The sequence below is a fragment of the Stenotrophomonas sp. YJH_SMC_10 genome (genome assembly GCF_059371555.1).
Genome location: NZ_JCAFUS010000005.1, coordinates 211714 through 236110, shown reverse-complemented (window position 1 = coordinate 236110; position 24397 = coordinate 211714). Strand labels below are relative to the sequence as shown.

Annotated in this window: 22 protein-coding genes; 12 read left to right on the top strand and 10 right to left on the bottom strand. The window is 67.1% G+C overall.

Going from position 1 to position 24397, the window contains the following annotated elements:
* Positions 1-314: 314 nt before the first annotated feature.
* The gene (locus tag AC5P9C_RS09760; RefSeq protein ID WP_180995876.1) at positions 315-1739 is read left to right on the top strand and encodes a short-chain fatty acid transporter; all 1425 of its coding nucleotides are present in this window, start codon (positions 315-317) and stop codon (positions 1737-1739) included.
* A gap of 272 nt (positions 1740-2011) precedes the next feature.
* On the top strand, positions 2012-2176 hold the full coding sequence (locus AC5P9C_RS09755) for a hypothetical protein (RefSeq protein ID WP_005414774.1): 165 nt from the start codon (positions 2012-2014) through the stop codon (positions 2174-2176).
* 54 nt (positions 2177-2230) lie between these two features.
* Here AC5P9C_RS09755 and AC5P9C_RS09750 read toward each other — a convergent pair whose 3' ends face one another.
* Positions 2231-2857, bottom strand: coding sequence for a YiiX/YebB-like N1pC/P60 family cysteine hydrolase (locus tag AC5P9C_RS09750; RefSeq protein ID WP_414615030.1), 627 nt, complete (start codon positions 2855-2857; stop codon positions 2231-2233).
* A gap of 205 nt (positions 2858-3062) precedes the next feature.
* Here AC5P9C_RS09750 and AC5P9C_RS09745 point away from each other — a divergent pair, with 205 nt between their 5' ends.
* The 3 genes from AC5P9C_RS09745 (at position 3063) to AC5P9C_RS09735 (ending at position 6062) form a co-directional block, all read left to right on the top strand.
* Positions 3063-3587, top strand: a complete 525-nt coding sequence (locus tag AC5P9C_RS09745) for a hypothetical protein (protein ID WP_414612799.1) — start codon at positions 3063-3065, stop codon at positions 3585-3587.
* A gap of 52 nt (positions 3588-3639) precedes the next feature.
* A complete protein-coding gene (locus tag AC5P9C_RS09740; RefSeq protein ID WP_414615029.1) occupies positions 3640-4215 on the top strand; it encodes a hypothetical protein in 576 nt (191 codons plus the stop codon).
* A gap of 122 nt (positions 4216-4337) precedes the next feature.
* The gene (locus AC5P9C_RS09735) at positions 4338-6062 is read left to right on the top strand and encodes a peptidoglycan-binding protein (RefSeq protein WP_343542910.1); all 1725 of its coding nucleotides are present in this window, start codon (positions 4338-4340) and stop codon (positions 6060-6062) included.
* A 401-nt stretch (positions 6063-6463) separates the two neighbouring features.
* Here AC5P9C_RS09735 and AC5P9C_RS09730 read toward each other — a convergent pair whose 3' ends face one another.
* From AC5P9C_RS09730 to AC5P9C_RS09720, 3 genes are read right to left on the bottom strand one after another with little or no spacing between them, the layout of a single operon-like run.
* Entirely contained in the window at positions 6464-7135 is a 672-nt protein-coding gene (locus AC5P9C_RS09730) for a VOC family protein (protein WP_343542908.1), read from the bottom strand.
* A gap of 54 nt (positions 7136-7189) precedes the next feature.
* The gene (locus AC5P9C_RS09725) at positions 7190-8269 is read right to left on the bottom strand and encodes an alpha/beta hydrolase family protein (RefSeq protein WP_343542906.1); all 1080 of its coding nucleotides are present in this window, start codon (positions 8267-8269) and stop codon (positions 7190-7192) included.
* 13 nt (positions 8270-8282) lie between these two features.
* Entirely contained in the window at positions 8283-9110 is an 828-nt protein-coding gene (locus AC5P9C_RS09720) for an AraC family transcriptional regulator (RefSeq protein ID WP_154331341.1), read from the bottom strand.
* A gap of 200 nt (positions 9111-9310) precedes the next feature.
* On the opposite strand from AC5P9C_RS09720, the gene AC5P9C_RS09715 reads away from it, so the two are divergent.
* Entirely contained in the window at positions 9311-11713 is a 2403-nt protein-coding gene (locus tag AC5P9C_RS09715) for a TonB-dependent receptor plug domain-containing protein (protein ID WP_414615028.1), read from the top strand.
* Complete coding sequence (locus tag AC5P9C_RS09710; RefSeq protein WP_343542891.1) at positions 11713-13011, top strand: aminotransferase class V-fold PLP-dependent enzyme; 1299 nt, start codon at positions 11713-11715, stop codon at positions 13009-13011. Before AC5P9C_RS09715 ends, AC5P9C_RS09710 begins: the two co-directional genes overlap by 1 nt.
* 240 nt (positions 13012-13251) lie before the next feature.
* Here the strand turns inward: AC5P9C_RS09710 and AC5P9C_RS09705 are convergent, their stop codons facing one another.
* The 4 genes from AC5P9C_RS09705 to AC5P9C_RS09690 form a co-directional block, all read right to left on the bottom strand.
* Positions 13252-14766, bottom strand: coding sequence for an aminotransferase class I/II-fold pyridoxal phosphate-dependent enzyme (locus AC5P9C_RS09705; protein ID WP_197639622.1), 1515 nt, complete (start codon positions 14764-14766; stop codon positions 13252-13254).
* Positions 14767-14775: 9 nt separating this feature from the next.
* The gene (locus AC5P9C_RS09700) at positions 14776-15375 is read right to left on the bottom strand and encodes a DUF6436 domain-containing protein (protein ID WP_197639620.1); all 600 of its coding nucleotides are present in this window, start codon (positions 15373-15375) and stop codon (positions 14776-14778) included.
* Positions 15375-15635, bottom strand: coding sequence for a hypothetical protein (locus AC5P9C_RS09695; RefSeq protein WP_182068128.1), 261 nt, complete (start codon positions 15633-15635; stop codon positions 15375-15377). Before AC5P9C_RS09695 ends, AC5P9C_RS09700 begins: the two co-directional genes overlap by 1 nt.
* A gap of 72 nt (positions 15636-15707) precedes the next feature.
* A complete protein-coding gene (locus AC5P9C_RS09690) occupies positions 15708-17123 on the bottom strand; it encodes an aminotransferase-like domain-containing protein (RefSeq protein ID WP_343542887.1) in 1416 nt (471 codons plus the stop codon).
* A gap of 183 nt (positions 17124-17306) precedes the next feature.
* Between AC5P9C_RS09690 and cyoA the strand changes: the two genes are divergently transcribed.
* The 5 genes from cyoA to AC5P9C_RS09665 are packed head-to-tail and all read left to right on the top strand — an operon-like array spanning position 17307 to position 21852.
* A complete protein-coding gene (gene cyoA, locus AC5P9C_RS09685; RefSeq protein ID WP_343542885.1) occupies positions 17307-18212 on the top strand; it encodes a ubiquinol oxidase subunit II in 906 nt (301 codons plus the stop codon).
* A 5-nt stretch (positions 18213-18217) separates the two neighbouring features.
* On the top strand, positions 18218-20194 hold the full coding sequence (gene cyoB / locus AC5P9C_RS09680) for a cytochrome o ubiquinol oxidase subunit I (protein WP_006474876.1): 1977 nt from the start codon (positions 18218-18220) through the stop codon (positions 20192-20194).
* Positions 20191-20826 carry a cytochrome o ubiquinol oxidase subunit III gene (cyoC, locus tag AC5P9C_RS09675; protein WP_103282144.1) on the top strand — a complete coding sequence of 212 codons (636 nt, stop codon included), beginning with the start codon at positions 20191-20193 and terminating at the stop codon, positions 20824-20826. Before cyoB ends, cyoC begins: the two co-directional genes overlap by 4 nt.
* 1 nt (position 20827) lies before the next feature.
* Positions 20828-21160, top strand: a complete 333-nt coding sequence (gene cyoD / locus AC5P9C_RS09670; protein ID WP_006399830.1) for a cytochrome o ubiquinol oxidase subunit IV — start codon at positions 20828-20830, stop codon at positions 21158-21160.
* An 11-nt stretch (positions 21161-21171) separates the two neighbouring features.
* Positions 21172-21852: an SCO family protein gene (locus tag AC5P9C_RS09665; protein ID WP_074725759.1), complete on the top strand. Its 681-nt coding sequence runs from the start codon at positions 21172-21174 to the stop codon at positions 21850-21852.
* Between the two features lie 84 nt (positions 21853-21936).
* On the opposite strand, the gene AC5P9C_RS09660 is transcribed toward AC5P9C_RS09665, so the two are convergent.
* Together AC5P9C_RS09660 and AC5P9C_RS09655 are read right to left on the bottom strand one after the other, a co-directional pair.
* Positions 21937-22515 carry a hypothetical protein gene (locus AC5P9C_RS09660; protein ID WP_049468883.1) on the bottom strand — a complete coding sequence of 193 codons (579 nt, stop codon included), beginning with the start codon at positions 22513-22515 and terminating at the stop codon, positions 21937-21939.
* On the bottom strand, positions 22515-24281 hold the full coding sequence (locus tag AC5P9C_RS09655; protein WP_049460503.1) for a S8 family serine peptidase: 1767 nt from the start codon (positions 24279-24281) through the stop codon (positions 22515-22517). The genes AC5P9C_RS09660 and AC5P9C_RS09655 overlap by 1 nt, the downstream gene beginning before the upstream one ends.
* Positions 24282-24397: the final 116 nt, after the last annotated feature.

Sequence of the window (24397 nt, the reverse complement as noted above, 5' to 3'; positions counted from 1 at the left end):
CGGCCAGCGGCCGGCACTACCGTCCTCCGCCAGCTACGACGATTCCCGGGCCTGGTAGAGCCGGCCGCTGGCCGGCTGGACCCGTGCGTGATCCCGAGGTTGCCGGCCAGCGGCCGGCACTACCGTCCTCCGCCAGCTACCGCGATTCCAGGGCATGGTAGAGCCGGCCGCTGGCCGGCTGCACGACCATCCCGATCAGGAAATTGCCGGCCAGCGGCCGGCACTACCGTTCTGTGTCACCTACGACCAATAGGTGGCTGACAGCCTGCACCCCACCGCCCAGAATCGATCCATCGAACCTGGGAGGGTAGGCGATGGCCTCGACGGCAGCAGTACAGGACGGCTGGATGGCGCGCGCAGCGCTGCGCTCGGCCGCGTGGGCGGAAAAGTGGTTCCCCGATGCGTATGTGTTCGCGGTGCTGGGCGTGGTCATCGTCGCGCTGGCCGCGATGGGCTTCGGCTCGACCCCGCAGGCCACCGCGAGCGCCTTCGGTGACGGCTTCTGGAGCCTGATTCCCTTCACCATGCAGATGGCCTTCGTGGTCATCGGTGGCTACGCCGTGGCCACCGCGCCGGTGGTCGCGCGCTTCATCGACTTCCTGGCCCGGGTGCCGCGCACCGGTCGCGGTGCGGTGGTGTACGTGGGCCTGGTCAGCATGCTGGCCTCGCTGCTCAGCTGGGGTTTCTCGCTGGTGTTCGGTGGCCTGCTGGTGCGCGCGCTGGCCCGTCGTACCGAACTGCGCATGGACTACCGCGCGGCCGGTGCGTCGGCATATCTTGGCCTGGGCGCGGTGTGGGCCATGGGGCTGAGTTCCTCGGCCGCGCAGCTGCAGGCCAATCCGGCCAGCATGCCGCCGGGGCTGGTGGAGATCACCGGCGTGCTGCCGTTCACCGAAACCATCTTCCTGTGGCAGTCGATCGCGCTGACCGCGGTGCTGATCCTGGTCTCGCTGCTGATCGCCTGGCTGACCGCGCCTGCGGCCGGCAGTGCGCGTACTGCCGAGGAGTTCCCCGGCGCCGCGCAGGCCGAGCCGGAACCGCTGCAGCGACGCACGCGCCCGGGCGAATGGCTGGAGTACAGCCCGTTGCTGACCGTGCTGCTCTCGCTCCTGGCGTTCGGCTGGCTGTTCAACGAGTTCGCCAACAAGCCGGTGGTCACCGCCATCGCCAACCTCAACACCTACAACTTCCTGTTCATTTCGCTGGGCCTGCTGCTGCACTGGCGGCCGCGCAGCTTCCTCAACGCAGTGGCCAAGGCGGTGCCGAGTACGACCGGCGTGCTGATCCAGTTCCCGCTGTACGGCGGCATCGCGATGATCCTCACCCACGCCGCCGGTGGCGACGGGCAGACGCTGGCGCACCGGCTGTCGAGCCTGTTCGTGCACGTGGCCAGCACCGATACCTTCGCGCTGGTGATGGGCGTCTACTCGGCGGTGCTGGGCTTCTTCGTGCCGTCCGGGGGCGGCAAGTGGATCATCGAGGCGCCGTACGTGATGCAGGCCGCAAACGAGCTGAAGGCGCACCTGGGCTGGGCGGTGCAGGTCTACAACGCGGCCGAAGCGCTGCCGAACCTGATCAACCCGTTCTGGATGCTGCCGCTGCTGGGCGTGCTGGGGCTGAAGGCACGCGACATCGTGGGCTTCACCTTCATCCAGTTGCTGGTGCACATCCCGCTGGTACTGGGCCTGCTGTGGCTGCTGGGCATGACCCTGGCGTATGTGCCGCCGGTGATGCCCTGACTGCGGGCTGGCATCACTGCGAGCGTCGTGAAACCAGCCCCGTTCAGCGCGGGTTTCCGACCACACGCGCCATGAATGCGCCCGGCTTGGATAACGGCATGAGCACATGCCGAACCCGCATGAATCCTTCAGTGGCTTGTGCCGCAAGGGCTTCTGCGCGTTCATTCACGCGCGTACACACCAATGTAGCCGCCCACCCACGCGTGATTAACCAACCGCTGCAGACGATGGCCCCGTCCACCGCATTCCGCGCGTGGCTTTGGAGATCGGACATGGCACAGCAGAACCAGAACCCGAACCAGAAGCAGCAGGGCCAGCAGAACCAGCAGGATCAGCAGCAGGGCCGTGGCCGCGACCAGCAGCAGCAACAGCAGCAGGAACAGCAGCAGCGCAACCAGCGCAATCAGCAGCAAGGTGGGCAGGACGAGGAAGAGTGACTTCGGTACCCACCCTGGGTAACCCCCGAAGCCCCGCCGCGCGCGGGGCTTCGCTTATTCCAGCACGCCGATGCGCTGCAGCACCGGCGCCGCTGACATGTCATTGGGATTGGTGCCGGGCTGGTCCTGCGGCACGTCCATGCCCATGCCACGGTACAGATCCACCCAGTGCTGGGCGATCTGACCGCTCTGCGGGTTGCGGAAGTTCATCGGCTGCAGCGCGAACACGTGGTGCGCACGGAACGCGCGCTCGATGAAGTCCGAGCAGTAGTAGCTGCCCTCGTTCAACACGTATGACGTGTTGTACGGTTTGCCCAGCATCGTGCGTGCGGTCGCGACCGCATCCTTGATGGCGGCCTGCTGCGGTGCGCGCAGGCGATAGACCACGATCTGCCGCTGCTTGGCCTGGGCGTCCTGGCGGAACTCGACCAGCGATTGCCGGCGCGATCCCTTCTCGTCCGCATGCAGTACCTCCCAGCCGTCTGGCGCTGCAGCGACCAGGGCCACGTGATCGAAGCTGGGTGCGCCCTGCTTGCCGGTGGCATCGTCGATGGCCGCGCTGAGGCCGCTGCGGCCGGCGGTGACGAACAGCAGGTCGCCTTCCCGGACCTCCAGCGCGGCCACAACACCAGGCCACAGCATTGGCATCAACAGGGAGAGGGCAAGCAGGAATCCGCGCATGGGGCCAGGGTCGAAGCGTGTGCGGCGTAGTCTACCGGCTGCCGCGGTGACGCTGATTTCAGCATTAGTGTGATATGAGTCTCAATTCAGCATGTCGGGATATTCCTGACAGCGGATGTTGAAACTGAATTGACGGAGGCATGGCTATCCTTGCCTGCCTACCGCGCCGGAACCGCGCGCGACCACCCGGAATCAGGAGGATCCCGTGAACCAGCTCCGCCCCGTTGCCCTGCTTGCGCTTGCCCTGGGGCTCGCGCTGTCGGGCTGCAAGCCTGCGCCCCAGGCGGCCCCCGCTGGCGCCGCCGCACCGGCTCCGGCCAGCACGGCCGCCGCCACGGCGCCGGCCACGCCGGTTGCCGCGGCCCCGGCAGACGCTTCCGCCGGCTGCCCCCATCCGGTCTTCGACGACTTCCTCAAGCATTTCGGCAACGAGATCGCGCTGCAGGAAACGTCCACTGCCGATCCGCTGCTGGACAGCCACATCGACGCCGAAGCCGAGCCGGAGCCACGCAAGGTGGAGGAGAAGGTGCCGCTTGCCAAGGTCGAATGGCCGGTGATGCCGGACCCGGCCACGCTGCAGCGGCAGGGCCGCGAGATGCAGGTCACCCGCCTGCCCGACGGCCAGGTGCAGGTGCAGATGCGCACCCCCGATACCAGCGACCAGCAGGTCTACACCTTTGCCCAGAAGCCGTGCTGGCAGCTGGTCAAGCGTGAGGACGAATCGATCTGACCCCTGAGCGACCGCCTGCGGGCGGTCGTGTGATTCACCCAAGGAGCACCGCATGCGTCTGTCTCCCGTTGCCCCCGTGCTGGCCCTGATGCTTGCTGCCTGCAGCGGCCCTGAGGCGGCTGCACCGGCGGCGACCCCCGCATCCACTGACCCGGCAGCGGCGCCGGCCGCACCTGCGGCTGCCGTTGCGGACCTTCCCACCTCTCTTACGCGCGACGAGACCGGCATGCATATCGATTGCCAAGGCACCCGCCTGCACCTGGCGGCCCAGCCCACCCAAGACACGGACGCTCCCCGGCTGACCACGCTGGAAATCGAAAAGGACGGCGCACGCCAGGCCATTGCTGCGCCCAAGGAGATGGACGGCTATACCGCCGTTGGCCTGGCCTGCGTGCAGGACCGCAGCGGCACGCCGTACTTCGTCGTGCAGTACGGTGAACTGCCGTTCGGCTGCAGCTTCTGCGAGTGGTACTACCTGTACGACGCCAGTGGCCGCCAGTTGACCCACAGCACACCGCCGCTGCGCGGCGCGGAAGGCGAGGAGCAGGAGCCCAACAACGACGAGTACGAGAAGTTGATCGACTCGCTCGGCATCAAGCACCCGGAGGTGAACTACATCGAAGACTGAGCGCAGCGGCAGGACGTCGCACGCGCGCTGTGAACACAGCACCGCAGTACCGCAGTACCCGAAGTACCAGGAGCAGTACCCCTTAAGGAAATCCCCCTTTTCATAGAATGGATAGCACAGACATGGCAGACATCTACCAGGACATGGTCCAGCCCCGCGGGGCGGCCTACAGCAGTGACCGCATCAAACCGTGGAGCCACTACCGGGAGCCGATCGATCAGAGTGACGGCCGCCTGCATGGCAATTCCCGCCGGTGGGGCGATGCGACCCCGGAAGTACAGTCACGGGTGATCGACACGATCATCGAGTCGGCGCGCGAGAAGGGCCTGACCCCGCGCGAAACGGCGCACGTACTGGCCATCGCCCGCGTTGAATCGGGCTTCAACCCCGATGCCGCCGCTGGCACCACCTCGGCCTCGGGCCTGGGCCAGTTCATCGACAAGACCGGCAACCACTACCACCTCAACAACCGCAACCGCTTCGACGTCGGCGCACAGTCCGATGCACTGGTTGACCATTACATCGACAACCGCACGCTGGCGCACAAGCGCGGCCAGGGTGAGGAGTACATCTACAAGTACCACCACGACGGCCCGACCCGCGATTACGGCGGCCTCAACCTGTCTGAAAAGAAGGTGATGCCGTACGTGGACAAGTACGAGCGGTTCGTGGAGCAGCGCCTGGGACTCACCCACGGCCAGTCCCAGGGCAGCCACGCGGCCCCCGCCGTAGCTGCGGCCACGCACGCGCAGGCCAAGCCGGCAGCGGCGCATGCCGAAGGCCAGACCCGCACCTTCGAGCAGACGATGCAGGTGATGCTGCCCCCGCAGAACGGAGTCAAGCCGCACGTTACCGGTGAGTTCGGCGAACACCGCGCGCACAAGCCGCACGGTGGCACCGACTTCAACTATGTCGGCGGCCAGCACGGCCGTAATCTGCAGCACCCGACCGTTCACGCACCGATCTCCGGAACGGTGACGTTCGTCGGTGGCGACTACGGCACGGTGAAGATCAGGGATGCACAGGGCAACTCGCACGAGATCCTGCACCTGCAGTCGACCCAGGTGAAGGAAGGCCAGCCGATCAAGGCGGGCGAGCCGATCGGCACCATGGGCGGGCGTGGCCCGGGCGGTGCGGGGCAGTATGCCCAGCACGTGCATTACCAGTTAAAGGATCCGCACGGCAAGCTGCTCAGCCCGCAGGACTTCTGGGACCACGGCAAGCTGAAGGAAACCGGCAAGGGTGGCCATTCGCATGAGGCCGACCACAACGGTGTGCTGCGCCAGGGCGCCAAGGGCGAGGAAGTGACTGCACTGCAGAAGGAACTCAACCGCTTGGGCGTGCGCGACGGCCATGGCAACCGGCTGAGCGAGGATGGCAAGTTCGGTGCCAATACCAAGGACGCTCTGACCGCCTACCAGAAGCAGCACGGGCTCTCCGCCGATGGCGTGGCGGGTCCGGCGACGCTGGCCAAGCTTGCCGAAGGCCGCAGCCATGCCGAGGCGGCGCCGAAGGGGCCGCAACTGGGCGACAAGGCGCATCCGGATACGCCGCTGCACAATGCGATCCGTGGCCACCTGCCGGGCATGATCTGCAACGAGATGAGCGCGCATGTGACCGCCCAGGCCAAGGCCGCCGGCATCGATTCGCCGGAAAAGCTGCAGGGCGTCACCGTGCAGGATGGCAAGGCCTTCGTCATGGGCACCGTTCCCGGCTTCCGTACTTCGGTGGACATGACCCAGACGGCACCGAACCTGCAGGAAACCAGCGCTGCAATGCTGGCCAAGCACGAGCCTTCGCCGCAACACGTGCAGGACGAGCAGCAGCGAGTGGCCCTGGGCCGTTGACCGCTGCGTGTTGACAGGCGTGTGGTAAAGGAGGCCGGCCGGAGCGATCCGGCCGGCTTTTTCCGTTGATGGGGGAGGACATCCACGGATGCCGCTTCGCAGGATGCACAGCGTGCCGCGCCTGCGCGAGGGAGACCTGGCCCAGGGCATGCTGGACGGCAGCAAGCTGCTGGTGGCGCTGATCGATGGCGAGCAGCTGCCGCCCTCGGAAGAGTCATCCGCATGCAACCTGTTGCCAGCGGATTGGCGCACAGGGGATTCGGTCGTTGCCCTGACGCGAGGGTCGTCCCAAGGCTACCGTTCCTCGTCCAGCACCTCGTCGTCGAGCTCGTCCTCGAGCAGTTCCGGCGGCTGGTCCGGTGGTGGTCGCAGCGGCGGCGGCGCTTCGGGCAGCTGGTGGCTCAGGCCGCCCACACCCGCCAGCCCAGCGTGGCATCACGCAGTTCGCCGCTACCGCTCACATCACCCACCTGCAGCTGCACGCCCTGCGCATTGGGCAGGTCTTTCTGCTCGGGGAACCACCGTCGATCCGCCGCAACCACGATCAGCAGGCCCTCGTCGTCGCCCATCGGCGCGAACTGCGGCGAAGGCGGGCTGATCGGTTGCAGGCCGAAGCGCTGGCTGGACTGTTCGCGCACCGCATCGACACCGTGGCTGGGCAGGCCGACCTCGCTCAGGCACGTCAGCTCGCTGCCATGGAAGGTGCCTGCGCGCGTGCTGACCGGCAGACGGCGGCGGCCGATCAATTCGAGGATCAGGCCATCGGGACCGGTGAAGTACACCGACTGCGACTGCCAGCTGCTCTCCAGCGCAAAGTAATCCAGGCCCTCAGGATTACGTTGCAGCGGGGTACGTTCGCGCAACCAGGCCATCGCCTCGCCGAAGCGGTTGTCCGGTACGTTGAAGGCCAGGTGCACGCCACCGACGGGGTGACCACCCGCCGGCTGCAGTTCGATCGTGCTCCAGCCGATGTGCACATGGTTGCCGACCACGCGCTGCTGCAGCACATCGTGGAAATATGTAGCCACGGAAGCGACGTCGGATACCGGCAGAGTGAGGTGCAGCAGGCGCATGATCGATCCTCCGTGTACGCACCCACTGTAGCGCCGGGCCATGCCTGGCGGCCACTAGCGCAGCGAATGGTTGAAGAACCGTATTGCCGCGTCCGCTGCCTGCGCGTGGGTCTGCGCCTTCGGCACCGACGTGCTGCACAGGTCCTGCAGCCGGTGCTGTCCGGTCGGGGTGCATGCGGCGAGGAAATCGTAATGGCCGACACCGGGCAGCACCTGCAATACAGCGCCCGCAATCACCGCACGCGCAGCCTCGCCATTGGTCTGCGGTGGCGCGACCGTGTCCGCCTGGCCCAGCACGATCGACACCGGCTGTTTCAGCGAGGAGAGCTGCTCGGGCGCAAAGGCCTGCACGATTGCCGGCGCCAGCAGGAACACCGCGCGCACGCCGGGAATGGCGCGTGCGTCGTTGGCGTGGGACATCCAGGGCGACAGCGCGGGCGACGCCGCAGCGGCAACGCGCGCCTCCATCGTGTGCGTTGCCGCCTCCTGTTGGGGCCGGCAGACGCCGTCATCCGGATGTGCGGTGCAGAAGTCCCGCAATCGCTGCAGGTCCGGTCGCGCACCGGCTGCCAGCAGCGCGGTGTAGCCACCGGCCGAGAAGCCGGCGACCCCCAGGCGCTCAGGATCCACATGCGGGCCCAGCACCGGATCAGCCTGCACGGCCGCCAGTGCGGCACGCAGGTCATCGGCGCGCAACCAGGTCAGAAGGCTGCCGGGCAGGGTCAGGGTGTCTACGCCGTTGTTGCCTGGATGATCCACCGCAATCACCAGATACCCGGCCCGCGCCAGCGCCGTGCCCAGCCAGCCCATCATGCGCGCGCTGCCGCCGTTGCCATGCGAGAGCAGCAGGGTCGGCAGGCGATCACCCGCGACCGGCGCATCCTTGGCCGACCGGCCGACGTCGAACAGCGGCGCGTCGGGTGGACCGATGGTCAGCGCGGTTTCGCGGCTGCCGGCCGGTGCCGGATACCAGACCGTGTAGCGCAGCGCGTCGCGGTGCCCTGCGTCGCGCACGGCGGCGCTGGCCAGCGTCGTCGTGCCGTGGCGCTCGCCGGCGACGCCGCTTTCGCGGGCGGCGCCGACGCTCGCGAACGCCAGCAGCATTCCTCCCAGCACAGCAGCGGTCATGCGCATCTTCAACTCCTTGTCAGTGGGGACGTTCTTCGACCGGCAGCCAGATTTCCACGCCGCCCTGGCCGCTGTGCTCGTCGAACCGGGCGTCGTAGCGCTCCAGGTCCGGCGCATCGGCAAGGCTCAGGTTGGACGCAGGGAGATAATGATCCAGCAACCAGAACCAGGTCGAGCGGATGGCCGAGATGTGTCCGCCGTGCCAGGCCACCAGGTAGCGGCGCGCCGGGATGTCCACGCGTCGCCAGTGCGCAGGCACGCTCGGCACCGTGCTTGCCGGCAGTGCCGCAATGTAGTCGAAGCCACCATCGTCATCACTGTTGCAGCACACGCCGAAGCTGACCGGTGCCGGCGTCGGCCACTCGCGGTTGAGCTGGGCCCATTGGCCCGGAATCGCGCCGCTGCTGTCGCGGGTATGCCGCATGCCGACGCCTGCCACCTGGAACGCGGGCGTATCGAGCAGCCGGGGAGCTTCAATGCAGGCTGACGGGGCCTCGTCCAGGCGGATCGCCTGCACCAGCGCCAGCCCATCGGTGCCCTGTTCGCGTACCCGCTCCGGTGTCTGCCCGAACTGTTCGCTGAAGGCCCGGGTAAAGGCGGCATGGGTGGTGTAGCCGGCCCCCAGCGCCACCTGCAGGATGTCGCCGGCGCCGTTGGCCAACCGCTGCGCGGCAGCGGTCAGGCGGCGCCCGCGCAGGTAGCGCACCACCGAGGTGCCGGTGCGGGCCTGGAACAGGCGTGACAGATGAAACGGCGACAGGCCGGCCGCAGCGGCAATGTCGGCCAGCGCCAAGGGCTGGTCCGCATGGGTTTCGATGTACCACAACGCCTTGCCTGCCGCGCTCATCCTACCGTTCCCCGGATCCAATGCCGGCACAGTAGCGGATCGGCAGGCGCGGCGTTTAGCAGTTCTTGCGCCTGTGCCGCATCAAGCTGTCGCACTGACGTCATGGCTCCTTCACAGATCGCGCCGAGACTGCGCGCCTTGTCCAGGCCTGCGCTACCCCCGCAGATGCTGGCCCTGCCGCGTCCTCCCGGAGCCCTGCCGTGCATCGTTCGAAGCTTTCGCGTTCCATCCTCCTTGCCCTTTCCATGGCCAGCGCAGGAGGCGCGATCGCAGCGGAGGCCGATGCGGTCGATGCCGCCGGCGGCAGCCGCGCCGCGCCCACCCAGCTCGACGCGCTGCTGGTCACCGGTACGCGCGCGTCCAACCGCACCCAGTTCGAAACGCTGGCGCCGGTGGATGTGTTCAGCAAGGAAGACATCAGGTCCGTTGAATCCACCGACCTGAAGGACGTGCTGGCGCAGCTGGTGCCATCGTTCGTGGTGCAGCGCCTGCCGATGGCGGACGGCCAGGTGTTCGTGCGCCCGGCGACGCTGCGTGGCCTGTCGCCGGACCAGACCCTGGTGCTGGTCAACGGTCGCCGCTTCCATCGCAGTGCGCTGCTCGGCAACCGTGGCGCGCAGGCCGCCGACCTGGCACAGATTCCCACCAGTGCGATCAAGCGCATCGAGGTGCTGCGCGATGGTGCGTCGGCGCAGTACGGCTCGGACGCCATCGCCGGCGTCATCAACATCATCCTTGAGGATGGTCCGGGCACCGAGATCACCGCCGGCTATTCTCAGTACGCGCAGGGTGACGGTGCGTCGCGCGACTTCAGTGCGCGCACCGGCTGGTCGCTGGGCGACTACGGCAGCCTGGTGTTGTTCGCCGAATCGTCCAACTCCGATGCCACCTCGCGCACCCGCCAGCGCCCGGACGCGATCGCCTTCCAGGCTGCGCATCCCGAGCTGGACGTGCCCAACCCGGTGCAGCGCTGGGGCCAGCCGGAACTGGAAAGCCGCCGCGTCGGCTTCAACGTCAAGGCCAACGCCAGCGAGACGCTGGAGCTGTATGCGTTCGGCCTGTACAGCCACAGCGATGGCGTCAGCGATTTCAACTGGCGCAACCCGGACACCACCACCGGTGCCTACCGCACCACCGCCATTTTCCCAGGCTGGAACCTGCGTTCGCTGTATCCGGTGGGCTTCAGCCCGCAGTACGGCAACGTCCAGAACGACCTGCAGCTGGTCGGCGGCCTGCGTGGCGAGATCACGCCCAAGCTGCGCTGGGATGCCAGCGCGTCGTATGGCCGCAATGCCATCGACTACCGCCTGAAGAACTCGATCAATGCCTCGCTGGGCCCGGCCAGCCCGACCGCATTCGACCTCGGCCGCCTGACCCAGACCGAGAAGAACGCCAACGCCGACTTCAACTACGAATGGGACGTGGCTGCGCTGTCCAAGCCGATCAACGTCGCCTTCGGTGGCGAGTTCCGCCAGGAGACCTACCAGGTGCGCGCCGGTGACCCGGCCTCGTACGCGGTGGGCCCGGGCGCGGCTGCAGGCCTGGAGGCCAATTCCAACGGCGCTCCGGGTTTCTCGGCCAGCCAGGCCGGGCAGTGGAGCCAGCGCAGCAAGGCCGCCTACGCAGACATGGAAGTGCCGCTGGGCGAGCGTTGGAGCATCGGTGCAGCCAGCCGCTACGAGGACTTCTCCAGCTTCGGCAGCACGCTGGACGGCAAGCTCTCGGCGCGCTTTGCGATCACGCCCGACCTGGCCCTGCGCGGCACCGTGTCCAGCGGCTTCCGCGCGCCGACGCCGGCGCAGCTCAACACCACCAGCACCACCCAGGGGTTGGATACGCGCACGCTGCAGATCTTCACCAGCGGTCGCCTGTCACCGAACGATCCGCTGGCGCAGCTGCTCGGCGCCAGGCCGCTGAAGCCGGAAGAATCGCGTACCGCGTCGCTGGGCCTGACCTGGCGCACCGACCTGGGCCTGTCCGGCTCGGTGGATGTCTACCAGATCAAGCTCACCGACCGCTTCAGCCAGTCGGCCAGTTTCGCCATTCCGGCCGGTACGCCCAATCCACTGGGCTACACCTCGGTGAACTACTTCACCAACGACTTCGACACCACCACCACCGGCGTGGACGTGGTCGGCAACTACCTGCGCGACCTCGGCGCCGGCCGCATGACGCTGACCCTGGCCTACAACTACAACCGCACCCGCGTGGACAACGGCAGCACCTCGGTGGCCACCAATGAGACCCAGCGCGTGCTGTTCGAAGACCGCCTGCCCGAGCACAAGGGCAGCTTCACCGGCAACTGGGACGTGGGCGCATGGTCGCTGATGGCGCGCGTGCGCTACTACGGCGCCTGGACCGATTCCAGCGGCAATGCAGTGGGCGACATCTACCAGCGCTTCGGCGCGATGAGCTTCCTCGACCTGGCCGTCGGCTATCGCATCAACGAACATCACAGCCTGCGCGTAGGTGCCGACAATGTGCTGGACAGGTATCCGGACGAGGCGACTTTCCAGGCCAGCCGCGGCCTGGTCTACTCGCGCAACGCCCCCTATGACACCGACGGTGCCAATCTGTACGCGCAGTATCGGCTGAGCTTCTGATGGACCGCACGCGCCGCTCCCTGCTGCGTGCTGGCACCCTGCTGCCGGCCGCCGCCCTGTCTTCACTGCCCGCCACCGCCGCCGCGCGCTACGCTGGGTCCATGCAGATCCCCATTTCTTCGGCCGCACCGGATGTGCTGGCCCGCGATGAGAGCTACTGGGCCGCCGTGGCCAGCCACTTCGACATCACCGACGAAGTGAACCACCTGGAGAATGGCTACTGGGGCGCGATGGGCCGCGAAACGCTGGCCAGTTACCAGCGCCATACCGCTGAAGTGAACCGTGGCAATGCCTGGTACGGTCGTCATGCGTTCCCGGCGCAGTACATGGCGGTGCAGCGGCAGGTGGCCGAACTGCTGGGCGTGGGCGCCGATGAGATCGCACTGACCCGAGGCGCCACCGAGGCGATGCTGGCGCTGATCGGTGGCTACAACCGCCTGCGGCCTGGCGACCAGGTGCTGTACGCCGACATCGACTACGACAGCATGATCGGCGCGATGCGTTGGCTGCAGCAGCGCCGTGGCGTGCAGGTCGAGCGCATCGCGCTGCCGGTGGTGCCCGACCATGCGCAGATCCTGCAGGCCTACGAGGCCGCGTTCGCGCGCCTGCCACGCCTGAAGCTGGTGCTGCTGACCCAGGTCAGCCATCGCCATGGGCTGGTGCTGCCGGTGGCGGAGATCGCCGAGCGTGCTCGCGCACGCGGTATCGACGTGATCGTCGATGCGGCGCACGGGTTCGGCCAGATCGACTACGCGGTGCCGCAGCTCAAGGCCGACTTCGTCGGCATCAACCTGCACAAGTGGATCGGTGCGCCGGTCGGCGTCGGCGCGATGTATGTGCGCAAGGGCCGCGTTGCGGACCTCGACCCGTACATGGGCGAGACCGACGATGGCCGCGTGGGCAGCCGTGTGCACACCGGTACGGTCAACTTCGCCGCTTTCCTGGCGCTGCCGGAGGCGATCGCGCTGCACCAGCGCATCGGCGCGGCCAACAAGCAGGCGCGCCTGCGCTACCTGCGCGAGCGCTGGACGGTGCCCGCGCGGCAGATGGCGCACATCGAAGTGCTGTCTTCACCGGACCCGGCGCTGGCGAGTGCATTGGCCAGCTTCCGCCTGCGCGGGCGCACCAGCGTGGCTGACAACATCGCGCTGCAGAAGCGCCTGCTGGACGAGCATCGCGTGTTCACCACCCATCGCGACGGGTTGGACTCCGGTGCCTGCGTACGGGTGACGCCGTCGGTGTTCACCCGGCCCGAGCAGATGGATGCGCTGGTGAAGGCACTCTCCGCCCTGGCCTGACCATAAACGGTAGTGCCGGCCGCTGGCCGGCAACCTGATCGTCGCCCACGAGCAGCTGCCAGCCAGCGGCCGGCACTACCGATCGGGTGGGTGCCGACCGTGGGTCGGCACATCCCATCCACGCAGGGCGTGGATCTACCGGGCGCGTTCTGGCAATGGCCACCCAAACCGTGCTCGGACGCATCCCAATCGTTGCCGCCCGACTGCAGTAGATCCACGCCCTGCGTGGATGCTCTTCACCTACCGCTCGATCGCCGGCAACGCGTCCGACAACAACAACCGGTCAATCCGCCGCAACGCGCTCTCCAGCTGCCGGCGATCCGCGGCCAGCCCCAGCGACAACCGCACGCCGTTCTGATGCTGCACCCCGGGCGGGCAGAACGCCGATGACGGTGCGATGGCCAGCCCCTGCAGTTGCGCGGTTCGCACCAGCGTGGCGTCGGTCCATGGCGCCGGCACCCGGCACCAGGCATGCAGGCCTTCGGCGCGCAGCAGCAGCGAAGGTGCCAGCAGGTAGCGCGCCATGCGCATGCGCTCGCGTGCTTCGGTACGCACCTGTGCCAGCAGCGATTGCGCCGAACCATCCAGCAGCAGCTGGCTGGCCAGCGCCGACACCAGCGGATGCCCCATCAACCGGGTGGCGCGCAGGGCCGATGCCATTGCCTCGGCGTGCGCGGCGCTCGGGCAGCGCACGAAGGCGGTGCGCAGGCCCGGGCTGATCACCTTCGACAGCGTCGCCACATGGAACACGTGGTGCGGTGCCAGGGTTGCCAACGGTATGGGTGCCTCTTCGGAAAGGTGCCAGTAGGGATCATCCTCGACCGCCAACAGGCCCTCGCTTTCCAGTACGCGTGCCAACGCTTCGCGCCGCTGCAACGACAACGTCAGCGCGGTCGGGTTCTGGCAGGTGGGGTTGAGATAGACCAGCCGCGCACCACTCCCGCGTGCCTGCCGCACCAGTGCCTCGGGGCACATGCCGTGTTCATCGCCGTCCACCGGTACCAGCCGCCGGCCCAGCGCCCCCGCGGCCTGCAGCAGGCCCGGGTAGACCAGCGTGTCGCACAGGATCGCGTCGCCATCGCGGCCCTGGCTGAGCAGGATCGCGGCCAACGCCACCTGGGCACCTTCGGTCAGCAGCAGGCAGGCATCGTCCACCGCGCCCAGCATCGGTTGCAGCCAGCGCGCTGCCGCATGGCGGTCGGTCGGGTTGCCGCCGCCCAGGTGGTAGGTCATCAGATTCGGTGCATTGCTGCGCGCAAGCACGGCGGCGGCACCGCGGCGCAGCGTCTCGGCCAATGCATCTGCATCGGGCACCGGCGGCACGTTCATGCTCAGGTCTACCACCTGGTCGAAGCCGGCCTTGGGCGGTGCGATGAAACTGCCTTGTGGCCCGCGCGCTTCGATCAGGCCGCGTTTGCGTGCTTCATCGAAAGCCCGCGTTACCGTGGTCAGGTCGACGCCCAGCTGCTGCGCCAACGCGCGCTGCGAGGGCAGGCGTTGCCCCGGTGCAAGACCGCCGCGGCGCACCGTGCGCTCCAGCGAATTGACGATGCGCAGGTAGATCGGCCCGTTGTGCGCGAGCACGTCCTGCACCCATTCGCGGGCTGCGACATCCGGTCGCGGCATGTACGGAGCATGTCGGGGCGTATCGTTGCTTCCGACGGCGGGAGCCTGTCCATAACCATCGGTCGGTTCGGACAGGTGACCGCCGTTGTTGTTTGCGGCGGCCGCACCGGCCAGCGTCAGTGATGTCATTGCGCGTCCTCAGCGCTTGGCCTGCCAGGGGCAGTAACAGCCCACGGCAAGCAGTCCCTTCGGGCGCACGGTTTCGCCGCGCACCAGTTTGTCCAGCAGTGGTTCGACGAAGCTGTTGGCCGAGTTGCAGACCATGCCGACGCTGTAGGGGCCGGCATAGGCCAGGTGGCCCTGCCGGTCCCAGATCGCTACGGCAGGGCTGGCCGGAATGTGCTCGATGCCGTCGATGGTCGGCAGGTTGATCACCTTGTTGCGCAGCGGCTCGGGCAGTTCGCCCTGGGTACCGGGGCGGCGGATCGCGTAGAAGTCGATGCCGGCGCGGCGGTACATGCTGATCAGGTAGCTCAGGTGCGCGCCGGTCTCGCGGTTGCAGACCGCACAGGCCGGGTCCCAGAAGTGCACCACGCGGATGCGGCCAGTGTCACCTGCCAGATTGGCCGGCAAGCGCAGTTGCGAGTCGTCGAAGACGATGGCCTGTTCGGTGAATGTGGACTGCGCGCTGTAGCCGAAGTACTGCCACAGCGCAGCGGCGACGCCGGCCATGAACAGGCAGGCGAGGGCGATCATCGTCGGCAGCAGCCAGCGGCGACGCGGCGCGGCTGCGCCCATCAGGACGCGTCCACGCCGAACTTGTGCACGTACTGCTTGCGCATCTCGCGGCAGGAATCAGCTTGGGCGCGGCGCTGGATCTCGCTACGCGACCGATCCTCGCTGCGCTGCATGCATTGCTCGACGGCGTGGCGTTCGGCCGCCTGCACATCCACGGTCTGCGGCTGCAGGCAGACCCAGGCCAGCGCGGCCAGCATCAGCACCACAAAGCCACCACAGCCTGCCATTACCAGGTGAAACTTCAGTTTCTCGGTGCGCATCGAGCACGTCCCTTCATCCATACATTGCATACAAAATATCATCTTGTATGGATGCGGCGCCATGCGCCCGGTTCAGACGATGGCGTTATGCCGGGCCTCGGGGGCTTCGGACAGGATCTCGTTCAGCTTGGCCAGCGCCCCGGCCAGCGCGCCCTGGTCGACCGCGCCGCCCAGCGACAGGCGGATGGCGTTGCCCGGCGGCGGTTCCTCCACGCTGAAGGCGTCCGAGCTGGCGATGCCCAGCCCCTGTTCCTGTGCGGCCTGGATCAGCCGGTACTGGTCCAGCCGTGGCGGCAGCGGCAGCCATACGTGCAGGCCGGCCGGGTGCGCCCGCGCGCGGGACGGCAGGTACTGCGCGGCAATCGCCTGGCGCTCGCGCAGCTCCTGCTGGAAGCGCCGCACCATGTCCTCGGCCTGGCCGCTGCGGATCCACTGCGAGGCCACCGCCACCATCGACTGCGTCGGCATCAGTGCGATCGCACGCAGGGCGTCCAGCACCGGTTCCATCGGTTCGCCGGCCGGCACCGCCAGGTAGGCGGTGCGCAGGCCCGGTGCCAGGCACTTGGACAGGGTGGAGATGTAATAGACCGGGCAGCCGGCACTGCGATGGGCGGCCAGCGGCGGTGCGGCGTCTCCGGCCAGCAACCAGTAGGGATCGTCTTCGATCACGGTCAGATCGTGGCGCTTCGCGACCGCCAGCAGGGCCTGCCGCCGTTGTGCCGACATCGTCGCCGTGGTCGGGTTCTGGATGGTCGGCACCAGGTACAGCAGGCGCGGGCGGCGTAGCTGGCAGGCCTCCTCCAGTGCGTCGGGGAGCATGCCTTCGGCGTCCATCGCCACTGGCACCACGCCCCGCTGCAGCACGCGCGCGGCGGCCAGCAGGCCGGGGTAGGTCAGCTGCTCGGCGGCAATCAGCTCGCCCGGCTGGGTGCGGGCCAGGATCAGCGCGCACAGTGCGGTCTGCGCACCGGGGCAGATCACCACCTGGTCGGCACCGACCGTCCCCAGCATCGGTGACAGCCACTGCACCGCGGCTGCGCGGTCCTCGCGGGTGCCGGCGCCGACGTGGTAGCTCATCAGTTCGCCCTGGCCCAGCTGCTGGCCCACATGCTGGAAGCCGGCCTCCATGCCCTGTGCGAACGGCGCGCTGCCCAGCAGCGGCGGGATGTTCATGCTCAGGTCCACCGAGGTGCTGCGGTTGCCGGCCGACAGCGCGATGAAGGTGCCGCCAGCGCCCTGCGCATCCAGCAGGCCGGCCTGGCGCAGCTCGGCGAAGGCGCGGGTGACCGTGGTCAGGTCCACGCCCACCTGCTGGGCCAGGTCGCGCTGCGGCGGCAGTCGGTCGCCCGGGCGCAGCACGCCGTCATCCACTGCCTCGCGCACCTGCTGGGCAATCTGCAGGTACAGCGGGCCAGCGCCCTCGCGGAAGGGGCGAACCCAGGTGCGATTGGGGTGTTTCAGGCGGCGGCCGGCGGCAGGTGGCGTCATCGGTCAGGTTTTTCCATACGTGCAGGTGCACAAGTCCATACAATGATGTATCTTGTATGGGCTTGATTGGAGTGGTTCGCCTTCTTGTAGGCGACCTCGTACCCACAGTGTAGCCGCTCCACGCCCGGGCGCTGCGCGCAGGCGAGCCGGTCAAGCGCGCTTCTTCAACAGGGTTGACCTCCAATGAATATCTGCTGGAACCGCATCCGCCTGGCGCTGGTCGCCCTGGCCTGCGTCGGCCTGTCGGGCTGTGACTGGGTGCTGCTGGATTCGAAGGGCATGGTCGGGCTCGCCCAGCGCGACCTGATCCTGATCTGCATCGGCGTGATGTTGATCGTGGTGATACCGGCCATCGTGCTGACCTTCGTGTTCGCCTGGCGCTTCCGTGCCGGCAACACCAAAGCGAAATACACGCCGGAGTGGTCGCACTCCACCAAGGTGGAGATCGTGGTCTGGGGCGTGCCGCTGCTGATCATCGCCGGCCTGGCGGTGATCGTGTGGAAGTCGACCCACGAACTGGACCCGTACAAGCCGCTGGACGTGGCCGGTGAGCCGCTGCACGTGGACGCGATCGCCACCGACTGGAAATGGGTGTTCGTGTACCCGGACCTGGGCATCGCCACGGTCAACCAGCTCAACTTCCCGGCCAACCGCCCGCTGGCGTTCAACATCACCTCCAACTCGACGATGAATACCTTCTTCATCCCGCAGCTGGGTGGGCAGATCTACGCGATGGCCGGCATGCGCACGCAGCTGCACCTGATCGCCAACGAGCCCGGCCAGTTCCGTGGCATGTCCGGCAACTACAGCGGGCATGGCTTCTCGAACATGAAGTTCATCGCCACCGCCAGCAGCAACGAGGACTTCGAGCGCTGGGTGGCCGAGGTACGCAGCGCACCACAGGCGCTGGATTTCAACCAGTTCAAGGCGCTGGCCGCACCGTCGAAGAACGCACCGGTGCAGCACTTCTCCAGTGTCGAACCGCTGCTGTTCAAGAAGGTCATCGACCAGTTCATCGGCGTCGGTGAGAACACCGGCGCTGCCACCCCGGCGGGCGCTGCCGGTGGTGCCCAGGTTTCCCAGGAGTAACGAACATGTTGGGTAAATTGACGTGGGAGGCCGTGCCGCTGCACGAGCCGATCGTCGTGGTCACACTGGCGGCCATGGTGCTGGGTGGCCTCGCGCTGCTCGGCGCGGTGACGTACTTCAAGCTGTGGGGCCCGCTGTGGCGTGACTGGTTCACCACCGTGGACCACAAGAAGATCGGCATCATGTATGTGGTGGTGGCGCTGGTCATGCTGGTGCGTGGCTTCGCCGACGCGCTGATGATGCGCGCGCAGCTGGCCGCGGCCGGGCCGGGCAGTGATGGCTTCCTGCCACCGGAGCATTACGACCAGATCTTCACCGCGCACGGCGTGATCATGATCTTCTTCGTGGCCACCCCGTTCGTGGTCGGCCTGATGAACATCATCGTGCCGCTGCAGATCGGCGCACGCGACATGGCGTTCCCGTTCCTCAACGCCTTCAGCTTCTGGATCTTCGTGGTCGGCGCTGCGCTGATGATGATCTCGCTGGGCGTTGGCGAATTCGCCATGACCGGCTGGGTCGCCTATCCGCCGCTGTCGGGCATCGAGTTCAGTCCAGGCGTGGGTGTCGACTACTACATCTGGGCATTGCAGGCCTCGGGCATCGGCACGTTGCTGACCGGCGTCAACCTGTTCATCACCATCCTGCGCATGCGTGCGCCGGGCATGACCCTGATGAAGATGCCGGTGTTCACCTGGACCGTGCTGGTCACCAGCGTGATCATCATCGCCGCCTTCCCGATCCTGACCGTGGCGCTGGGTGCGCTCACCCTGGACCGCTACCTGGACTTCAACTTCTACACCAACACGCTGGGTGGCAACCCGATGATGTACGTGAACCTGGTGTGGGCCTGGGGCCATCCGGAGGTGTACATCCTGGTGCTGCCGGCGTTCGGTATCTTCTCCGAAGTCACCGCCACGTTCGCGCGCAAGAAGCTGTTCGGCTACAAGTCGATGGTCGGCGCCACGCTGGCGATCGGCATCCTGTCGTTCATCGTCTGGCTGCACCACTTCTTCACCATGGGTTCCGGTGCCAGCGTCAATGCCTTCTTCGGCATCATGACGATGATCATCGCCATTCCCACCGGCGTTAAGATCTTTACCTGGCTGTTCACCATGTACGGTGGCCGCGTCGAGTTCAGCGTGCCGATGCTGTGGACCATCGCGTTCCTGGTCACCTTCACCATCGGTGGCATGACCGGCGTGCTGCTGGCCATTCCGGGCGCGGACTTCCTGCTGCACAACAGCCTGTTCCTGGTCGCCCACTTCCACAACACCATCATCGGCGGCGCGCTGTTCGGCTACCTGGCCGGCTTCGCCTACTGGTTCCCGAAGGTGTTCGGCTTCACCCTCAACGAGCGCCTGGGCAAGTGGTCGTTCGCGTGCTGGGTGATCGGCTTCTACCTGGCCTTCATGCCGCTGTACATGCTGGGCTTTATGGGCATGACCCGCCGAATGAACCAGTACGACAACCCGGCGTGGACGCCGTACCTGATTGCCGCCTTCATCGGTGCACTGTTCGTGTTCGCGGGCATCATCCTGATGCTGGTGCAGATCTACGTGAGCGTGCGCGACCGCAAGCGCAACCTGGACCTGACCGGCGACCCGTGGAATGCGCGCACGCTGGAATGGGCCACGCCCTCGCCGCCGCCGTTCTACAACTTCGCCGTGGTGCCCAAGGCCGATGAACTGGACGCCTTCCACGAAGCGAAGAAGCGCGGACTGCCGCCGCCGCCGAAGAAGTACGCACCGATCCACATGCCGAAGAACACCGGTGTGCCGCTGATCCTCAACATCTGGATCCTGGTGCTGTGCTTCGCCCTGGTCTGGCACATCTGGTGGATGGCCGCGGCCAGCTTCATCGCGATGATCGTCACCCTGATCGTGCGGTCCTACGACGAGGACGTGGACTACTACGTCAGTTCCGAAGAGGTGGCGCGCACTGAAGCGGCCAACCTTGCCAAGCTGAAGGAGGTACGCGCATGAACCTGTTGACCCGCCCCGAGCTGGCCAGCGACACGCAGGCGCACGAGCACCACCACGAACACGACCATGGCCACGAGCAGGGCGGCATGAAGGTGTTCGGCATGTGGGTCTACCTCATGTCCGACCTGGTGCTGTTCGGTTCCCTGTTCGCCTCGTACGCGGTGCTCAGCACCGCCTACGCCGGTGGCCCCACCGGCAAGGACCTGTTCTCGCTGCCGTTCGTGATGGCCGAGACCTTCCTGCTGCTGGTCTCCAGCATCACCTATGGCCAGGCCGTGCTGGCCATGCACCGCCACGATGCCTCGGCGGTGCTGCGCTGGCTGGGCGTGACCTTCGTGCTCGGTGCTTCGTTCATCGGCATGGAGATCTACGAGTTCTCGCATTTGATCCACGAAGGCGCAGGCCCGAGCACCAGTGCCTACCTGTCGGCGTTCTTTGCGCTGGTCGCCACCCACGGCCTGCACGTGGCCAGCGGCCTGATCTGGATGGCGGTGGTCATGCACCAGGTCTACCGCCGTGGCCTGACCCCGACCAACATCACCCGCGTTTCGTGCCTGAGCCTGTTCTGGCACTTCCTGGACCTGGTGTGGATCTGCGTCTTCACCTTCGTCTACCTGATCGGAGCCTTCTGACATGGCCCACGTCGAAACCTCGCGCGCCGGCAATGCGCACGGCTCCACCAAGTCCTACCTGATCGGCTTCGTGCTGTGCGCGCTGCTGACCGTGGTGCCGTTCGCACTGGTGATGAATCCGGTGCTTTCGCGGCCGCTCACGCTGTTCCTGCTGGTCGGCTTCGCAGTGGCGCAGATCCTGGTGCAGCTGGTCTATTTCCTGCACATGGACCGCAAGTCCGAAGGTGGCTGGAACCTGGCCAGCTTCGTGTTCACCCTGGTGATCCTGTTCATCGTCGTCGCGTTGTCGGTCTGGATCATCTGGAGCATGCACTACCACATGATGATCAACTGAGCCTGCGAACCGTGAAAGGCATTGCGTTCCCCCAACGTGGCCTGCGGCTGGCCGCAGGCCTGCTGCTCGGCCTGCTGGCCGGCTGCAGCGCGCAGTCGCGCATGGACTTCTATGCGAAGGACATCGCCTGCGAAGAACTTGGCCAGCAGTGGTCGATGCCCGACAGCCACGGCACCGTGCGTGGCCCCAAGGATCTGCAGGGGCAGGTGACCTATCTGTTCTTCGGCTTCACCAGCTGCCCGGACGTGTGCCCGACCACGATGGTCGAGCTGAGCCAGGTCAAGCACCTGATGGGCAAGGATGCCGACCAGCTGCAGGTGGTGTTCGTCAGCGTCGACCCGGCCCGCGACACGCCCGAGGTCGCGCGCACCTATGTCGAAGCGTTCGACCCCAAGGCAATCGCGCTGGTCGGCAACGAAGCGCAGCTGGCGGCGATGGCCAGCGACTTCAAGGCGTTCTACGAGAAAGAGCCCGGCCAGGTACCGGATACCTACACCATGAGCCACATTGCCGGTGGCTACGTGTTCGACCGCCAGGGCCGCCTGCGCCTGTTCGCGCCGTACGGCATGCCGGTGGAAAAGCTGTTCTCGGACGTGCAGCGCCTGCTGCTCGAGCCCGGCCATCCGGCCGCCGGCAACGACGCACTGGCCAGCTGCCACCTCAAGCACGGCGGCACACTCGCCGCGCGGTAACGCCGGTGGGTGCCAACCTTGGTTGGCCCACACCAATCCCCGGCCGGCCAGGAGAGCTAGCCGGCCGGGGCACCACTCAACGCCTTACTTGGTCTCTTCCCACTGCACCACGTCCGGCTCGGTGGCGCGGATACCGGCGGTGGACAGCAGCTTGGTGCTCGCATCCAGCGCCGCGTTCACCGACGGGTACTCCACGATCGCCTGGCCCGAAGCCTTGGACACCTTCACCACGGTGCCGCCGGTGGCGGTAGCCGCGCGTTGGGCCGACGCCGCATCGGTGAAGAACACCTTGACCCGCGACGTCGCCACCACTGGCGCGCCGTCACGGGACACCGCCGCCGCGAACTTGCCGGCACCGGCATCAGCAGGCGCGGCGGTGGCGCCATCCAGCGAACGCTTGGTACGCGCGCTGGTGGTCGCCGCCGCTTGCGGGGTGATCGTGAACTGGCCGCCGCTGGCCTGCTTTACCGTTGCCGAGGGCGACAGCTGGAAACGCGTGCCGCCCACGTCGAACGTGCGACCGGTAGCGGACGCCTTCAGTTCCTGCGCATCCACGGTCGACAGGGTCCTGGCTGGAGGGGTCTGCCCCGAGCTCTGTGCCCAGGCAGGGGAGGTCATCGCCGCGAAGGCGAGCGTGCTCAACAGAATGGTCGTCTTCATCATCAGTGCCCCAGAACGCGGATCTTGAAGAATTCGAGGTTGCCACGCGATGCAGCGGTCGCGGCCTGCCCCATGTCGGTCACTTCCAGCGTCCAGGTGCCCGTGGCGTTCTCATCTAGGAAGGCATTGCTGGACAGCAGGTCCCAGCTGGTGAAGTTGCTCTGCGCGCCACCCGTGCCCGAACCGATCGCGGTGAACGCCGGCTGCACCACGCTGCGCGTGCCGCTGGGCGACACCAGCACGAACTGCAGCTGGCGCGTGTTGCGGTGGTTGACCCGGAAGCCCAGCTGCACGCTTTCGATGTTGCGCGCGCCGTTGGCCAGCTGGAAGGTCAGGCGTGCGGCGGCGGCCGAGGTGTTGCCGATGGCCACGGTACGCGTGGTGTTGCGCCAGCCGCTGTCGACCAGCGCACCGAGCGACTGGAAGTTCTCGGCCACCTGCACCGCGCGTGCAGCGTTGACCACGCCGAAGCCATACCAGTTGCTGTAGGCACGGCCGGCAGCATTCACCGTCCAGCCCGGCACCAGCGTGCGGCCGTCGGCCAGCGTCACCGCCGGCTGGTTCGGGTGGTTGCGGGTGGCGGTGGTGGCCAGGATGTACTTCACATCGCGATAGGACAGGTTCGGATTGGCCTCCAGCACCAGCGCCGCCACGCCCGAGACCATCGGCGCCGACGCCGAGGTGCCGTTCATCTTGGCGGTGTAGTTGCAGGTGCTGTCGATGGCCGACAGGTTGCTGTCCAGGGTGTTCTGGCGGTTGGTGTTGGTGTTGCTGCCCTGCGCGCATCCGGTCACGTCGGTGGTGACGATGGCCGGGTCGTACGCGCGTGCAACCAGGCCCGGTGCATACTGGGCCTGCAGGCCGTACTCACCGCCAAAGGCCGAGACCCACAGCGCCGAGCCGGTGGAGGAGTAGGACGAGCGCACGCCATCGGCACGCACCGCGCCTACGGTGATCACGTTGAACAGGTTGTTGCGCGGATCACGGCCAGCCGGCACGCAGCCGGTGTTACGGTTCTTGGTGTCGGTGGTGCAGACATCCTGGGTCTGGCTGATCGAGGCATTGTTGAAGTTGTTGCCAGCCGACTTCACGTAGATGCCGCCGCGGCCACCGCGCGTGCCCGACAGGGCCTGCTCATACGAACGGATCGTGTTTTCGCTGTACGCCAACGGCAGGTTCGGATTGCCCGGGCCGGCGCCCCAGCTGTTGTTGAAGACCTGCACGTCGGCCGATTCCGCGCCGTCCCACCAGGCGTACTCGATGTTGCTCTGCTGGTTGCCCAGGGCTGAGCGCGAAATCGGATTGAAGCCCTTCAGCGTCGCCGCCGGGGCCACACCGCGCACGCCCAGGTTGTTGGCGCCCACCGCGCCCGCAATGCCGCCGACCATGGTGCCGTGGTTGTCGACATCCGGGTTGGTCGGGGTGGGGTTGTTCGAGCCGTTGGTGAAGTTCTTGCCGGCCACCGCCGCCACGTTGGCGGCCAGGTCCGGGTGCGCGATCTGCAGGCCATCGTCGACGATGGCGATGGTGACGCCCTGGCCGCGGATGCCGTTGCGGAACAGGCCATCGACGTTCAGGTCGTTGCCGGCCACCGGCCGGGTGTCGGCCGGGACGGTCTGCCCGGTGTTGAGCAGGTGCCACTGGATACCCGCCAGCGGATCGGCCTGTTGGGCCTGCGCGGTGGCGGCCAGGCTGCCCAGCACCAGGGCAGTGGCAAGGGCCAGGCGCGCAGAGCGCGGTGGCGCGGAGCGTTGCGTGTGTCGCTTCATACACGAATCCTTCTGTTGTGAATCGGCATGGCAGGACGGCGGGGCGGAACTGCCCCATCGCAACGAGCCAAACGCGACATAACGAAGAACCCCCTACCTCTTCACACCCGAAAGAT

Bases quoted from the DNA above. Each gene is read 5' to 3' on its own strand.
- AC5P9C_RS09720 (WP_154331341.1), bottom strand. From the start codon at position 9,110: ATGAGCGCGGCAGGCAAGGCGTTGTGGTACATCGAAACCCATGCGGAC.
- AC5P9C_RS09655 (WP_049460503.1), bottom strand. From the start codon at position 24,281: ATGAAGCGACACACGCAACGCTCCGCGCCACCGCGCTCTGCGCGCCTG.
- AC5P9C_RS09740 (WP_414615029.1), top strand. From the start codon at position 3,640: ATGCGTCTGTCTCCCGTTGCCCCCGTGCTGGCCCTGATGCTTGCTGCC.
- AC5P9C_RS09760 (WP_180995876.1), top strand. From the start codon at position 315: ATGGCCTCGACGGCAGCAGTACAGGACGGCTGGATGGCGCGCGCAGCG.
- AC5P9C_RS09690 (WP_343542887.1), bottom strand. From the start codon at position 17,123: ATGACGCCACCTGCCGCCGGCCGCCGCCTGAAACACCCCAATCGCACC.
- AC5P9C_RS09695 (WP_182068128.1), bottom strand. From the start codon at position 15,635: ATGCGCACCGAGAAACTGAAGTTTCACCTGGTAATGGCAGGCTGTGGT.
- AC5P9C_RS09710 (WP_343542891.1), top strand. From the start codon at position 11,713: ATGGACCGCACGCGCCGCTCCCTGCTGCGTGCTGGCACCCTGCTGCCG.
- cyoC (WP_103282144.1), top strand. From the start codon at position 20,191: ATGAACCTGTTGACCCGCCCCGAGCTGGCCAGCGACACGCAGGCGCAC.
- AC5P9C_RS09735 (WP_343542910.1), top strand. From the start codon at position 4,338: ATGGCAGACATCTACCAGGACATGGTCCAGCCCCGCGGGGCGGCCTAC.
- AC5P9C_RS09755 (WP_005414774.1), top strand. From the start codon at position 2,012: ATGGCACAGCAGAACCAGAACCCGAACCAGAAGCAGCAGGGCCAGCAG.
- cyoB (WP_006474876.1), top strand. From the start codon at position 18,218: ATGTTGGGTAAATTGACGTGGGAGGCCGTGCCGCTGCACGAGCCGATC.
- AC5P9C_RS09750 (WP_414615030.1), bottom strand. From the start codon at position 2,857: ATGCGCGGATTCCTGCTTGCCCTCTCCCTGTTGATGCCAATGCTGTGG.
- AC5P9C_RS09660 (WP_049468883.1), bottom strand. From the start codon at position 22,515: ATGATGAAGACGACCATTCTGTTGAGCACGCTCGCCTTCGCGGCGATG.
- AC5P9C_RS09700 (WP_197639620.1), bottom strand. From the start codon at position 15,375: ATGGGCGCAGCCGCGCCGCGTCGCCGCTGGCTGCTGCCGACGATGATC.
- AC5P9C_RS09730 (WP_343542908.1), bottom strand. From the start codon at position 7,135: ATGCGCCTGCTGCACCTCACTCTGCCGGTATCCGACGTCGCTTCCGTG.
- cyoD (WP_006399830.1), top strand. From the start codon at position 20,828: ATGGCCCACGTCGAAACCTCGCGCGCCGGCAATGCGCACGGCTCCACC.
- cyoA (WP_343542885.1), top strand. From the start codon at position 17,307: ATGAATATCTGCTGGAACCGCATCCGCCTGGCGCTGGTCGCCCTGGCC.
- AC5P9C_RS09705 (WP_197639622.1), bottom strand. From the start codon at position 14,766: ATGACATCACTGACGCTGGCCGGTGCGGCCGCCGCAAACAACAACGGC.
- AC5P9C_RS09725 (WP_343542906.1), bottom strand. From the start codon at position 8,269: ATGCGCATGACCGCTGCTGTGCTGGGAGGAATGCTGCTGGCGTTCGCG.